The sequence below is a fragment of the Pseudomonas sp. IT-P395 genome, assembly GCF_949767675.1.
GTDB lineage: Bacteria > Pseudomonadota > Gammaproteobacteria > Pseudomonadales > Pseudomonadaceae > Aquipseudomonas.
This window is the reverse complement of record NZ_CATKPW010000059.1, coordinates 1-14,029: the sequence shown is the minus strand read 5'-3', so window position 1 is coordinate 14,029 and position 14,029 is coordinate 1. Positions and strand designations below refer to the sequence as shown.

At 59.0% G+C, this 14,029-nt stretch carries 13 protein-coding genes; 5 read left to right on the top strand and 8 right to left on the bottom strand.

All coding sequences use genetic code 11. The features are described 5' to 3' along the window. Positions 1 to 5 precede the first annotated feature (5 nt). Positions 6 to 1,430 carry a cytochrome-c oxidase, cbb3-type subunit I gene (gene ccoN, locus ACM6IN_RS25260; RefSeq protein ID WP_008082029.1) on the bottom strand — a complete coding sequence of 475 codons (1,425 nt, stop codon included), beginning with the start codon at positions 1,428 to 1,430 and terminating at the stop codon, positions 6 to 8. A gap of 95 nt (positions 1,431 to 1,525) precedes the next feature. On the opposite strand from ccoN, the gene ACM6IN_RS25255 reads away from it, so the two are divergent. The 3 genes from ACM6IN_RS25255 (at position 1,526) to ACM6IN_RS25245 (ending at position 4,603) form a co-directional block, all read left to right on the top strand. Continuing rightward, a complete protein-coding gene (locus ACM6IN_RS25255) occupies positions 1,526 to 2,206 on the top strand; it encodes an alpha/beta family hydrolase (RefSeq protein WP_414916887.1) in 681 nt (226 codons plus the stop codon). Between the two features lie 1,060 nt (positions 2,207 to 3,266). Continuing rightward, complete coding sequence (locus ACM6IN_RS25250) at positions 3,267 to 3,632, top strand: DUF6124 family protein (protein ID WP_095111796.1); 366 nt, start codon at positions 3,267 to 3,269, stop codon at positions 3,630 to 3,632. A gap of 605 nt (positions 3,633 to 4,237) precedes the next feature. After that, the gene (locus ACM6IN_RS25245) at positions 4,238 to 4,603 is read left to right on the top strand and encodes a DUF6124 family protein (protein ID WP_095111795.1); all 366 of its coding nucleotides are present in this window, start codon (positions 4,238 to 4,240) and stop codon (positions 4,601 to 4,603) included. 177 nt (positions 4,604 to 4,780) lie between these two features. On the opposite strand, the gene ACM6IN_RS25240 is transcribed toward ACM6IN_RS25245, so the two are convergent. The 4 genes from ACM6IN_RS25240 to inhA all read right to left on the bottom strand — a co-directional run bounded on the left by ACM6IN_RS25240 (position 4,781) and on the right by inhA (position 8,888). Further along, on the bottom strand, positions 4,781 to 5,305 hold the full coding sequence (locus tag ACM6IN_RS25240; RefSeq protein WP_414916886.1) for a hypothetical protein: 525 nt from the start codon (positions 5,303 to 5,305) through the stop codon (positions 4,781 to 4,783). 205 nt (positions 5,306 to 5,510) lie between these two features. After that, complete coding sequence (locus ACM6IN_RS25235; RefSeq protein ID WP_007917140.1) at positions 5,511 to 7,076, bottom strand: methyl-accepting chemotaxis protein; 1,566 nt, start codon at positions 7,074 to 7,076, stop codon at positions 5,511 to 5,513. A 102-nt stretch (positions 7,077 to 7,178) separates the two neighbouring features. Continuing rightward, positions 7,179 to 7,970 carry a CPBP family intramembrane glutamic endopeptidase gene (locus tag ACM6IN_RS25230; protein WP_007917138.1) on the bottom strand — a complete coding sequence of 264 codons (792 nt, stop codon included), beginning with the start codon at positions 7,968 to 7,970 and terminating at the stop codon, positions 7,179 to 7,181. Between the two features lie 231 nt (positions 7,971 to 8,201). Beyond that, positions 8,202 to 8,888, bottom strand: coding sequence for an isonitrile hydratase (gene inhA, locus ACM6IN_RS25225; RefSeq protein WP_414893380.1), 687 nt, complete (start codon positions 8,886 to 8,888; stop codon positions 8,202 to 8,204). Between the two features lie 89 nt (positions 8,889 to 8,977). On the opposite strand from inhA, the gene ACM6IN_RS25220 reads away from it, so the two are divergent. Both ACM6IN_RS25220 and ACM6IN_RS25215 read left to right on the top strand, forming a co-directional pair. After that, positions 8,978 to 9,961, top strand: coding sequence for a GlxA family transcriptional regulator (locus ACM6IN_RS25220; RefSeq protein WP_414916885.1), 984 nt, complete (start codon positions 8,978 to 8,980; stop codon positions 9,959 to 9,961). 76 nt (positions 9,962 to 10,037) lie between these two features. After that, entirely contained in the window at positions 10,038 to 10,670 is a 633-nt protein-coding gene (locus ACM6IN_RS25215; protein WP_007917132.1) for a hypothetical protein, read from the top strand. Here the strand turns inward: ACM6IN_RS25215 and ACM6IN_RS25210 are convergent. From ACM6IN_RS25210 to ACM6IN_RS25200, 3 genes are all read right to left on the bottom strand, one after another. After that, a complete protein-coding gene (locus tag ACM6IN_RS25210; protein WP_007917131.1) occupies positions 10,642 to 11,031 on the bottom strand; it encodes a hypothetical protein in 390 nt (129 codons plus the stop codon). The two genes, ACM6IN_RS25215 and ACM6IN_RS25210, sit on opposite strands and share 29 nt — an antisense overlap. 311 nt (positions 11,032 to 11,342) lie before the next feature. Next, entirely contained in the window at positions 11,343 to 13,169 is a 1,827-nt protein-coding gene (locus tag ACM6IN_RS25205) for a glycoside hydrolase family 15 protein (RefSeq protein ID WP_414916884.1), read from the bottom strand. Continuing rightward, positions 13,162 to 13,962 (bottom strand): glucose 1-dehydrogenase, encoded by an 801-nt coding sequence (locus ACM6IN_RS25200; protein WP_414893378.1) that lies wholly within the window; start codon positions 13,960 to 13,962, stop codon positions 13,162 to 13,164. The genes ACM6IN_RS25205 and ACM6IN_RS25200 overlap by 8 nt, the downstream gene beginning before the upstream one ends. Between the last annotated feature and the right edge of the window lie 67 nt (positions 13,963 to 14,029).

Below are 14,029 nucleotides of genomic sequence, written 5' to 3'. Positions count from 1 at the left end.
ACTCCTCAGGCCATCTGCGCGGCAGCAACGACATCAGCAGGCTGCGAGGCCCGCACGGTGCGCCAGGTGTTGTAAGCCATCAGGAACATGCCGCTGAGGAAGATCGCCCCGCCAATCAGCCGCACGACGAAGCCTGGATGGCTGGCCACCAGGGTTTCGACGAAGGAGTAGGTCAGCGTGCCGTCCTCGTTTACTGCGCGCCACATCAGGCCCTGGGCGATGCCGTTGACCCACATCGAGGCGATGTAGAGCACGGTGCCGATGGTCGCGAGCCAGAAGTGCGCGTTGATCAAACCGACGCTGTGCATCTGCGCCTTGCCGAAGATTTTCGGGATCATGTGGTACAGCGCGCCGATCGAGATCATCGCCACCCAGCCGAGGGCGCCGGCGTGTACGTGGCCGATGGTCCAGTCGGTGTAGTGGGAGAGGGCGTTGACGGTCTTGATCGCCATCATCGGACCTTCGAAGGTCGACATGCCGTAGAACGCCAGCGAGACCACGAGGAAGCGCAGGATCGGGTCGCTGCGCAACTTATGCCAGGCGCCCGACAGGGTCATCATGCCGTTGATCATGCCGCCCCAGCTCGGTGCCAGCAGGATCAGCGACATCACCATGCCCAGCGACTGTGCCCAGTCCGGCAGCGCGGTGTAGTGCAAGTGGTGCGGGCCGGCCCAGATGTACAGGGTGATCAAGGCCCAGAAGTGCACGATCGACAGGCGATACGAATACACCGGACGCTCGGCCTGTTTCGGCACGAAGTAGTACATCATCCCGAGGAAACCGGCGGTGAGGAAAAAGCCTACGGCGTTGTGGCCGTACCACCATTGCACCATCGCGTCGGTTGCACCGGCGTATACCGAGTACGACTTGGTGAAACTCACCGGCAACTCAAGGTTGTTGACGATGTGCAGAATCGCCACGGTGATGATGAACGCGCCGAAGAACCAGTTGCCCACATAAATGTGCTTGGTCTTGCGCTGCATGATCGTGCCGAAGAACACGATCGCGTAGGCGACCCAGACGATGGTGATCAGGATGTCGATCGGCCATTCCAGCTCAGCGTATTCCTTGGAACTGGTGTAACCCAGTGGCAGGCTGATCGCCGCCAGCAGGATCACCAACTGCCAGCCCCAGAAGCAGAACGCGGCGATTTTTGGTGCAAACAACTGGGTCTGGCAGGTGCGTTGCACCGAGTAGAACGAACTGGCGAACAGCGCACAGCCACCGAACGCGAAGATCACCGCGTTGGTGTGCAGCGGGCGCAGACGGCCGAAACTGGTCCAGGGCAAATTGAAGTTGAGTTCGGGCCAGACCAATTGGGCCGCGAGAAAAACCCCGAGGCCCATGCCGACGATGCCCCACACCACCGTCATAATGGCGAATTGGCGGACCACCTTGTAGTTGTAGGCGGTACTGATAGAAGTGTTCATGGTTCCCCATCCACGGTTCAGCCGAAGTGAGCGCGCGCACAACACGCGGCGAATCCTTCGTCTGGAGTTATAGGCAGACTAAAAGCGAGGCAAGCATGGACAAACAGCACAAGGCCAGTATTGACGGGGATCAATGGGCGCAGTGCGTGCGTGATCATGGGTGGCTTTGGGATGCCGCCAATGGTGAAGTTTCTGCGACGTTGATCCTGGCGCATGGGGCGGGGGCGCCGATGGACAGTGACTGGATGAACGATATGGCTGGGCGCCTTGCCGGGCTTGGGGTGAATGTGTTGCGGTTTGAGTTTGCGTATATGGCGCAGCGGCGGGTGGATGGGGTGAAGCGGCCGCCGAATCCTGCTGCGAAACTGCAGGAATGTTGGCGTGAGGTGTATGCCGAGGTGCGGCGTCATGTCGCTGGGGTTTTGGCCATTGGCGGGAAGTCGATGGGGGGGCGGATGGCGAGTCTGCTTGCTGATGAGTTGGGGGCTGATGCGCTGGTGTGTCTGGGGTATCCGTTTTATGCGGTGGGTAAACCGGAGAAGCCTCGGGTTGAGCATTTGGCTGGTTTGAAGACGCGGACGTTGATTGTGCAAGGCGAGCGGGATGCGCTGGGCAATCGGGAGGCTGTCGAGGCTTACACCTTGTCACCGAGTATTGAGGTGGCGTGGTTAGCTGCCGGCGATCATGATCTCAAGCCATTAAAGGTTTCCGGGTTTACCCATGAACAGCATTTGGCCAGCGCCGCGCAGAAAGTAGCCGAGTTTCTCAGCAAGTGACCGAGCCGGGCTGAGATTTTGAACTGCATGAAGATCTGCTCCCTTCCCCCTCGCCCCCATGGGGGAGAGGGCTGGGGTGAGGGGGATCGATTTCAGCTACGACACAGTTTTTCGTTTTGGGTACATATCCGTTGCTGCGGTAAAGGCCGCTCAGGGTTCCGCCCTTACGGCGGGTCACCTTTTCCAAACGCCGAAAAGGTAACCCAAAAGGCTTGCTCCTACGTGCGGCCCGCTCGCTAAGGCTCGGGGTTCCTTCGCTCCGGGATCGATCCGGGCGCAGCGCCTACGGTTTGCTTCGCTGCACCTCCTCTCGCTGTGTTTGGCTTCGCCAAACGGTCGCTGCGCTCCCACCCCCGGATCAATCCCTCCACTCAGCCTTCCGACGTCGCCCGTGGATCAAGATCAAAAGCAGGCGAGCTGACACTCGGCCTATTGAGTGGTGAAAAGCGGTGTTCGGCTTTGGTTTTGTGGTGCTCTTGCCCCTCATCGGAACGCCGCCCGCCCAGCCCTCTCCCGAGGGAGAGGGAGCCGATTTTTGAGCTTTTCAGAATCTGAGTTCAACTCGGTATCGCACGTCGGCGTACCTTACCCCAACACCTCGATCAGTCCCCTCTCCCTCTGGGAGAGGGCTAGGGTGAGGGGCGATTCTGCTGGCACGATCAAGAACTGGTAGCGCTCACTACCCAGCATTTCCTGTGCGTAAACATGATTCCGCGAGCGCGTTTAAAGTACACGAGCCGTTACGCCATCGGGCCTACAACACCTTGCGCCGTTACCTACGCGTACGCCAGAATCCGCCGGCTTACACGACCATAGCGCGGGCTATATCGTTTGCCTGCCACTGCCCATCAGTGGTCGGGTTTAGTAGCTCGTATGGTTTTAGTAAGTGCATAGGTCCCATAAAGTCAGGCGCATCTGCCTGTACTCAATGGTGGCTGTGCTCAGGGCGCTTTCGAGCGCGCCGGTCTTGCTAATTCCTCCGGTCTACTAACCTGCGCACAGCCGCCACCCTTCTTTTAGTAGAGAACGGTCGCGGCCCTTGATCAGGAATTAGATATTTATGTTCAAAGCCACGCCAAACCCTCCGGGCATCGACCCAACCCCTCACGACCCAGCGCTTGAGTCTCAAAAGACAAAAGAAGCGACGGATCGCGCCCTCGACTACTACCTCCGACCCGAAGCACTGGGAGCCCCACCAAACTCACCAAAATTTCGCCCCGTCTATCTCGTCGACCCCACGCTGGATGACGAAACCCTCCTGGTCGAGGCTAGCGAGTCGCTTTCATACGCCCATGCCATGGCCGGCAATATCGCCAACTCAATCGGCGGCCGGGAGCGCAAACCGTTGCTGGCGCTGCAACAGGTGATCATGCTCAACGAACTGTTGGTCAATCGACTGCTGGATAAGCTGAAGTTGCCTCAATAAAGTCGTTGGCTGTTATGGCCGCATCGCGAGCAGGCTCACTCCTACAGGGGATTGTTGTCGGGCACATATCTGTGACCACCGCATATCCAATGTAGGAGTGAGCCTGCTCGCGATGACGGCCTGACGACTAACCAACCTCTCACTGATGCACCCGGTCCAAATGTGGGAGCGAGCTTGCTCGCGAAAGCGGCATCACAGACAACATTAAAATCACAGCCCGACTTCCCGCTTTTTCTGCCCGCAAACGCAATCCTGTAAGCACGTTTAAATCACACAATCCGTTACGCCATCGGGCCTACAACACCTTGCGCCGTTACCTACGCGTACGCCAGAATCCGCCGGCTTACGCGGCTATGGGCCGGGCTATATCGTTTGCCTGTCACTGCAAATCAGTGATCGGGTTTGGTAGCCCGTCTGTAATAGCCGTGTGGCAACACCCTGTTCTGTCTCTTTGTAGAGGCCCAGTTCAATGGTGGTCATGCGTGGGGCTCACTCGTGAGCGCCGGGTTCCTATTGCAGCCGGTCTACCAACCCGCGTACGGCCACCACCCACTCGTTTGGTAGCGAGGGTGATGGTTCCTTAAACTGCGATAGGAGTTTCATCCATGTTCAAAATCACGCCCAACCCTCCAGCCACTGATCCAATCCCCCACGACCCAGCGCTCAGCCCGCAAAAGATCAAAGAAGCAACCGACCGCGCCCTCGACTACTACCTCCGACCCGAAGCCCTGGGTGCTCCACCAAGCTCGCCCAAGTTTCGCCCCGTCTATCTCGTCGACCCCACGCTGGATGACGAAACCCTCCTGGTCGAGGCTAGCGAGTCGCTTTCATACGCCCACGCCATGGCCGGCAACATCGCCAACTCAATCGGCGGCCCGGAGCGCAAACCGTTGCTGGCGCTACAACAGGTGATCATGCTCAACGAGCTGTTGGTCAATCGGCTGCTGGATAAGCTGAAGTTGCCTCAATAATTTAACTGGCTGTTATGGCCGCATCGCGAGCAGGCTCACTCCTACAGGGGATTGTTGTCGGGCACATATCTGTGACCACCGCATATCCAATGTAGGAGTGAGCCTGCTCGCGAAAGCGGCATCACAGACAACACCAAAAAATCACAGGCCAACTTCCCGCTATTTCTTTGCGGTACATCAAACAGTATCCGGCAATGCCTCAAAATACTGTTTGGCTTTCAAGTCATCTCTTTTTAAATTGAAAGTGCCTTTGGGTTTTATTTGTTCGAGCGTGTCGTCGGGTTTTGTTTTTGTAAATGTCGCTTCGAATTCACCTTCAACAGTCCCTTGTAAAGGATCAAGCTTAATGCTCAATGTCGCATCACCCGCTGGGATAACTCGCCAGCCTTTCAGTCCGCCCTTATTGATTGAATGTCTGTGGTCACAGTACAAGCCCGTTGCAAGTGTATAAGTGTCTTTCAGTATGTCTTCGTTGATATACGGCACTGCGAGCATAAAACCAAAAAGATTCTCTGAATCGACGGAGCCTACGGAGCCGTAAAATATCCATAAGTTGTTAGTTGTCGTGCTTGATTTATAGAATAATGTTCTTTGCGCTTCGGTGGATAAAGAATCGATCTGCCACTGAAATTCGTTGTCCTCTGTTTCGAAGTTATTTGTCTGAGGGGTGTTGTCTTCGTTATAAAAATCTCTGAAGTTCACGATGAAATCCTTCTGTCTCGTAGGGGGTATCCCGTCGATTGATCGAGCGGTATTTCATAGATATTCAGTTGTTAGAATGTTGTCTACTGTTAGAGTTGTCAGCTAGACAAAGTTCGCGGAATGTGCATTTTCGCCTTTTTCTTTTTTTCAGGTAATAAAAAACCGGAAGCTTTCGCTGTCCGGTTTTTTTATCCTGCTAGAACAATCAGCGGTTAAACCGCTCCACCAACGAGTATTGCGTGTTAGCCGTCTTCGTCAGTTCTTCACTCAGCAACGCCGAGTTATGCGCCTGTTCCGACGTCTGATCCGCCAGCTCCGAAATATTGCTGATGTTGCGGCTGATCTCTTCGGCCACCGCACTTTGCTCTTCCGTTGCCGCAGCAATTTGCGTGGTCATGTCGGTGATGTTGGCCACCGCTTCACTGATCCCGACCAACGCCTGATCCGCTTCCAGCACTCGCGCCACACCTTCTTCAGCCTGACGATGCCCGGCTTCCATGGTTTGCACGGCACTCGAAGCCGTCTGCTGCAACTTGGCGATCAGGGCATGAATCTGCCCGGTCGATTCGCTGGTGCGTTGCGCCAGTTGACGCACTTCGTCAGCCACCACGGCAAAGCCACGGCCCATCTCACCGGCACGCGCGGCTTCGATCGCAGCGTTCAGTGCCAGTAGGTTGGTCTGGTCGGCGATGCCTTTGATCACATCGACCACGCCGCCGATTTCGTCGCTGTCCTTGGCCAGTTGGGTCACGGTCAGGCCGGTTTCCCCAACAACCACGGACAAGCGCTGAATGGCTTCGCGGGTTTCGCCGGCGATGTCACGACCGCGACCGGTCAGGCGATTGGCTTCCTGAGTCGCGTCAGCGGTGCGCTGCACGTGGCTCGCCACTTCCTGAGTGGTCGCGGCCATCTGGTTGACGGCGGTGGCGACTTGTTCAGTTTCCACGCGTTGACGTTCCAGGCCGGTCGAGCTGCTGTGTGCCAGTCGGTCGGATTGCTTGGCCTGATCGGTCAGGTGTTCGGCGGTGTCCTGCAGACGGGTCAGGCAGGTTTTCAGGCGTGCTTCCTGGCTGAGAATCGACATTTCCAGACGCGCCTGCGCGCCACGGCTGTCGGTGTACATCTGCGCGATCAGCGGGTCGGAGGTGGTCTGTTCGGCCAGACGTAGCAGGCGCTTGAGCCCGCGTTGCTGCCATTGCAGGCCCATCAGACCCAGCGGCACCGAAAGACCGGCGGCGAGGGCGAAGCCCCACTGCGAGTTCAGGGTCGCGCCGATCACGAAGCTCAGTTGGCTGACCAGAATGAACGGCAGCCAGTCTTGCAGCACCGGCAGCCATTTGTCGCTGGAAGGGATCGCCGACTTGCCTTGGTTGATGCGTTGGTAGAGCGCTTCGGCACGGCGGATCTGTTCGGCGGTGGGTTTGATCCGCACCGACTCGTAACCGACTACCTGATTGCCGTCGAACACCGGTGTTACATAGGCGTTAACCCAGTAATGGTCACCGGTCTTGCAGCGATTCTTGACAATGCCCATCCATGGCAAGCCTTGTTTCAGTGTGCCCCACATGTGCGAAAACACCGCCGCCGGGACGTCGGGGTGACGGACCAGGTTGTGCGGCGCACGGATCAGTTCTTCACGCGAAAACCCGCTGATCTCGACGAAGGCGTCGTTGCAGTAGGTGATCACGCCCTTGGCGTCGGTTGTGGAGATCAACCGCTGCTGAGCCGGGAAAGTCCGTTCGCGTTGTGTAATGGGCTGGTTGTTACGCATGGTTTTTCAATCCGCAAGGCTTTGAAAGGTTGTCGGCGGTGACAGCTTTTTATTGAAATTTTTTTTCAATAATCAGCACAGCGTCGCAAAACGGCGCTTGCTTCAGCCAGCGAGCATCGGATAGGTGAACAAACCGAAATGCAGCAGGTTCAGGCCGAAATGCGTGGCGATCGCCGCGCCGAGCCCGCCAAAACGGTAGGCCAGACCATAGCCGACACCCGCCAGACCCGCCAGCAACACCCACGTCCAGCCTGCGCCGGCATGCACCAGACCAAACAGCAGCGAGGCCAGCAGCAGGGCGAGGTTTTCACCGTACGGCAGGTGTTTGAAGCGCTGGCTGAGGCCGCCCTGTATATAGCCGCGAAACAGCGCCTCCTCGACCAAAGTCACCAGCAGCAGGTTGTTCAGCACCCACAGCCACGCCTGATCCGGCCACTTCGGCGCCCAGGCAATCACACCCAGCAACAGCGCACCGCCAAGGGCCAGAACTGCGCTCAGCGTCAGGGCGAGGGCGGTGGCGTACACGCTCAGGCGCAACGAACGTCGCCCGACAATCCACGGGCAGACCAGCAACAGCCAGAAGCCAATCAGTGGTTTGTCGAGATTCAGGTACATCGAAAACGGCACGGCGTTGTCGGTGAAGCGCTGCGGGTCGATGGCGCGACCGTTGGCGAAACCCGGCAGCCAATGCAGGGCCAGCGCCAAAGCCAGCACGATAAACAGGCCATGGCCGAGAAAACGTGCGACCGGCACCTGTTGTTGGCGCACGGCAAAGCCTGCGAATACCAGCAGCCCGACGGAAATCAACGCCAGCCAGCCAAGGTGACCGTAACTCAGCGCCCATCCGTAACCGAGGCTGAGAAGCGCCAGATAGAGCCATGGCAAAGCCTTCATCGAAAGTCCCTGTGCAAATTTTGTGGAAGGGCTTTCTACACGGGTGGGGGCGTGGGGACAAGTGAAGGTGTGGTGGCAAACCGGGACAGTGCGCGAACCTGTGACCAACACTGGTCCCCTGTGGGAGCTGGCTTGCCAGCGATGAGGCCTGCACAGCCGACATCTTCATCGACTGGTACACCGCTATCGCTGGCAAGCCAGCTCCCACAGGGTTTTGTGGATGGCTGGGAATCAGTGCAGGTTAAGTTTCGCGGCCACACGCTCGGTGATTTCCGTGCGCAGCTTCAGCGATGGCGCGGCGCGCAAACGGGCCTCATCGACAATCGCCCCCGGCGCAGTCTCCGGGCTACCAGCGTTGAACGGCGGCGCCGGCGCATATTCCAGTTGCAACTGGATCAGTTGCGCGGTGTCGGCATCCACCAACTCAGCCGCCAACACCAAGGCAAAATCGATCCCCGCCGTAATCCCGCCGCCGGTAAACAGATTGCCGTCACGCACCACCCGATCCTTCACTGCAATCGCGCCCAGTGTCGGCAGCAGATCGTGATACGCCCAATGTGTGGTCGCGCGTTTGCCTTGCAGCAGACCCGCCGCGCCAAGTACCAGCGAGCCGGTGCACACCGATGTCACGTACTTCGCCTGAGCAGCCTGACGCTTGATGAAGTCCAGCGTCACTAGGTCTTCCATCAACGCCCCAACGCCACCACCGCCGGGCACACAGATCACATCCAGATTGGGACAATCCTCAAACGTGATGGTCGGTTTCAGCAGCAGGCCGGTGCTGGCGGTGACCGGCATCAGATCCTTCCAGATCAGATGCACCTGCACGCCCGGCAATGAGGCGAGCACGTCGTACGGCCCGGTCAGGTCGAGTTGCTGAACCTGCGGAAACAACAGAAAACCGATCTGCAGCGTCATTGTTCTTGCTCCATGAAAAGGGGTGGACGGCTTCACTGTAGGCGCGTAGGTTCTGGCGCATACGCCAATCACCCCACGAATTACGCCAAATGCCCAAAGCCATCCACGTACTCGCGTTTGCCAACATGCAGATTCTCGACGTCACCGGGCCGTTGCAGGTGTTCGCTTCGGCCAACGACATCGCCCGTCAGCGCCTTTTGCCCATTCCGTATGCGCCGAGCGTGATTGCCAGCGGCGGCGGGGCGGTGATGTCGTCGGCTGGTCTGGCGGTGTTGGCCGAACCGTTGCCCGAAGCGCCCAGCGACACATTGATCATCGCCGGTGGCTGGGGCATCTATCCGGCGGCTGAAGACATGGCGCTGGTGGATTGGGTGCGCGAACACGCCGCCAAATGTCGACGCGTGGCCTCGGTCTGCACTGGCGCGTTTTTGCTGGCAGCCAGCGGCTGGCTTGACGGTCGCCGAGTCGTCACCCACTGGACCCGCTGCGAACAACTGGCGCAGCAGCACCCAAAACTGCAAGTCGAGGCCAATCCGATCTTCATCAACGACGGCCCGGTCTGGACCTCGGCAGGTGTCACCGCCGGCATCGACTTGGCTCTGGCGATGGTCGAAGAAGATCTGGGCAGCGACATCGCGCTGGACGTCGCCCGCCATCTGGTGGTGTTCCTCAAGCGCCCCGGTGGGCAATCGCAGTTCAGCGTGACCCTGTCACTGCAGAATCAGGGTAATCGGTTTGATGAACTGCACGCGTGGATCGCCGAAAACCTGACCTGCGATCTTGGCGTGCCGACCCTTGCCGAGCAGGCGGGCATGAGCGAACGCAGTTTCGTCCGCCATTATCGTGCCGACACCGGCCAGACCCCGGCGCGGGCGATTGAACTGATCCGTGTCGAGACGGCGCGGCGCTTGCTCAGCGACACCGGTCTGCCGGTGAAACGGATCGCGGCCAATTGCGGATTTGGCAGTGAAGAAACCTTGCGCCGTAGCTTTCTACGGGCGATTGGCGTGACGCCGCAGGCGTATCGCGAGCGGTTTTCGCTCAGCACTGCAGTAGATCCGGCAATGCCTTGAGCATTTCCGGCGGGGCTCTCTCCGGGTTCAGATAGACTGCACAGCTAATTCTGCCGACCGACTTCAAGGACGATGCATGTCACTCAAATCGCTGCTTGCTCTGCTGGTATTCGTCGCGATGCTGGCTGGTTGTGCTTCACCGCCACCGTCACTGCCGGACACCCCGCAACGCCGTGAACTGATGGAGCGCATGTTTGCCAAGTCGACGATCATGCTGTCGTTCAAGGAACTCGACGCACGCGCCGCCGCCGAGCCGGGCGAACCAAAACGTCAAATCTCTGCAGATGAGGCAGTGGCCAAGCATAAGCAACAAATGAATGTCGACCTGCCAGCCGCGTACTGGCAGCAGCGCCGCGCCAACCTGGCGCAACTGATCGATGCCAGGGCCAAGGGCGAAGCTATCGGCCTGGCGGCTTATAAAGCGAAGTACTTCGAACAGTTGTCCCAGGCGCCGACACCTATGCTCACGGCGCTGGCCAATGCGCCGAGGATGGACGCGCTGCCAGAGTTTGCGCTGGTGCTGCCCAATGATCATCAACTCAGTTACTTCTACTTGATCACCGTCGCGGATGAGACGTTCTGGGAAATTGAGCAGTTTTACCAGCACATGGCCGATCTGGATGCCCAGTACGGCGTCTGCGCGCTGTTCCCGGATTGCTACCGAGCGGACTTCCGTACGGCTAAGCCTCGGCTTCCGCCATCTGATTAAAGTACTTCGTCCGGTCCGGGGTAAACGTCACCACCATCTTCGTCCGCGAGCACGTCAGCGAACGCTCTTCACTCAAATCAATATTCAGATCCTCGCCGCGCAAGCCTTGCCACTGCGCCAGGTATTTCAGCGAGCCGTATTTTTCGAGCTTTTTCAGGCTGCGACTCACGCCACCTTTCCAGCCGAGCACCGGCAGTTCACCGTCGAGGCACTGTTGGGCGATATGGGGGAAACGCGCGGCGCGCTGTCGGCCGACTTCCCAGCATTTGATCAGACCCTGATCAGCAGCTTCCCAGAGCTGGGTGCGGGTCAGGCCCGTGCGAAGAGGGGCGGCGATGTTGCGCTGGACGTGCTGGCTCATTCTGGTTCCTTGAATTCGGGTTTTGTTGGACAGCTCCGCTGTGCCCGTTGCGGTGGATGGTAGGGGCGGATGTAACCGCTGGCAACAAGGTATTTCGGGGTGTAAGTGCAAGTTACGAGGGGAGCTTGGCGTGGTGTTTGTGAGTTTTTTGCGGGCATTGATTTACACAAAGTGTCGCCGCAGGTAACCGCTGCAAGGCCCAGCGCCGAAACTCGGTGCTGGGTGATGTGTGTGGCGTGTAGGCCGGCTTCCCACAAGAGGCGTTTAAAATGCGATTTATCTGACAGACGCTGACGAAGAATCGGACGAGTTCAAGGCTGCCACTCACTCTTTTCCCCGCTCAAACGCCGATCCAGAAAACTCGCCGCGCTGATCAACGCCAGATGCGTCAATGCCTGTGGGGTATTGCCCAAGTGCCGGCCATGGGCGTCGAACTCTTCGGCGTAAAGGCCCAGCGGATTGGCATAGCGCAGCAATTGCTCAAACTCCAGATGGGCTTTTTCCACCTGCCCCGCGCGAGCCAGGCATTCGACATACCAGAACGAGCACGCAGCGAAGGCGCCTTCGGTGCCGGCCAGGCCATCGATATTGCTGTCGTCATTGCGATAGCGGTAAACCATGCCGTCGCGCACCAGGGTCTTTTCGATGGCCGCGAGGGTCGCGAGCCAACGCGGATCCTTGGCGCTGACGAAACGCACCAGCGGCATCAACAACATCGAGCCATCCAGCGCCGTGCCGCCCTTGTACTGGACGAAATGCCCGCGCTCCTCGTTCCAGAAGTTGTCCCAGATGTCGGCGTAAATCGCCTGCCGGGTCTTGTCCCATTGCGCAAACGGGGCCGGCAGCGAGCGTTTCGAAGCCAGGCGAATGGCCCGGTCCAGCGCCACCCAGCACATCAGCCGCGAATGCAGAAAATGATGTTGCTCACCGCGCATTTCCCAAATGCCGACGTCCGTGGTCTGCCAGGTTTCACAGACTTGATCGACCACTTCACGCACGTGTCGCCAGCCCTCGTGGGAAATCGCGTCGCCGTATTTGTTGACCAGATACACCGCGTCCATCAGTTCGCCGAAGATGTCGAGCTGGATCTGATCGTACGCGCCATTGCCGATGCGCACCGGTTGCGCGCCGCCGTGTCCGGACAGATGGGGCAGTTCGGTTTCCGGCAATTCCTGTTGCCCGTCAATGGCGTACAAAATATTCAGTTTCATCGGTTGCCCGTGGCAATCGCTGACCCGTCCGCGCAGCCAGCCCATGTAGTCGTTGGCTTCGCCGACAAAGCCCAGACGCATGAACGCGTACACCGTGAACGAGGCGTCGCGGATCCACGTGTAGCGGTAATCCCAGTTGCGCTCGCCGCCCGGCGTTTCCGGCAGACCGAAGGTGGCGGCGGCGAGAATCGCGCCGTGTTTGCGCGAGGTCAGCAACTTGAGCGCAAGGGCTGAACGGTTGACCATTTCGCGCCAGCGTCCACGATAGATTGACTGCCCGAGCCAGTCGCGCCAGAACTTCAGCGTGCGCTCCATGCACAATTGCGCAGCGCCTTCCTCGAAGCGCGGATCGTCTTCGCCGCCGAGCAGAAACGCGGCTGTCTGATCCTGTTTCAAGGTAAATGAGGTTACCGCTGCGTCGGTCTCGATGTGCAGTGGTTGATCCGAGGTCAGCCGCATCGATGGCTGGCCATCGGCACTGAAAATCACTGCTTGCTGGTCCATCCGCGCGCGGGTGGCGGCGCGGGCATAGTCATGGCGCACCGCGCAACGCACGTGGAAGGTTGCTTCACCGCTGACCACGCGCACCCGGCGCATCAGCAACGGCAAATCGTCTGCGTTATCGGCGATCGGCAGCAGGTCGGTGACCTCGACTACCGCGCGCTCACTCAGCCAGCGAGTTTGCAGAACATTGGTGTCTGGCAGGTAAATCTGCTCGCGGCGGGCATCGGGCAGGTCTGGCGCCAACTGGAAAATTCCCGCGTCCGGGGTGTCCAGCAACGAACAGAAAATCGACGGGCTGTCGAACTCCGGCCAGCAGAAAAAATCCACGCTGCCACGGTCGTTGATCAGTGCCGCACTGCGCATGTCGCCGATGATGCCGTGGGCGTCGATCGGGCTTTGTCGTTCCAGGTGATGCTCAGCCATTGCCGCGAAACTCCGGATAGAGGCTCATGCCGCCGTCGATGAACAGGGTGGTGCCAACGATGTAATCGGAGGCGTCGGAGGCGAGAAAGACCAGCGCATTGGCGACGTCTTCAGCATCGCCGATGCGCCCGTAGGGAATCAGCTCAAGCAGCTTTTCGCCGGCAGCGCCTTCAGTGGCGTCTTGATTGATCGCCGTGCGAATGGCCCCCGGCGCAATGCCGTTGATACGAATGCGTTGGTGGCTGACTTCCTGCGCGAGGGTCTGCATCAGTTGGTCGACGCCGCCCTTGGACGCGGCGTAATTGACGTGCCCGGCCCAGGGAATGCGCTGGTGCACCGAACTCATGTGGATGATCTTGCCGGCCGCACGGGACACGCCTTCACGAATGCCTTGGCGATTGAAGATGCGCAGGGCAGCGCGGGCGCAGAGGAACTGCCCGGTGAGGTTGACGCCGATCACTGCGTTCCAGTCGTCCAGCGACATATCCACAGCGGCGGCGTCTTTTTGCATACCCGAGTTGGCCACCAGAATGTCCAGTGAACCGAAGGCATCGAGGGTTTCGGCGAACAGCCGTTCAACCTCGTCTTCCTTTGATACGTCGGCGCGGATGGCGATGGCTTGGCCACCATCGGCAATGATCTGTCGGGCCAGTGCCTCGGCTGGTTCTGCCTGCCGGTTGTAGTTGATGATTACTGCGGCGCCGGCGGCGGCGAGGGCTTTTGCGCACGCGTGGCCGATGCCGGAACTGGCGCCGGTGATCAGGGCTGTTTGTCCGGTGAGGGAGATGTGCATGCGGGGTCTCGCCTTGAGTGAGGGCTTATAAAGCTGACTGGTGGCGAGCGATGAGAGTTCAGCTCGA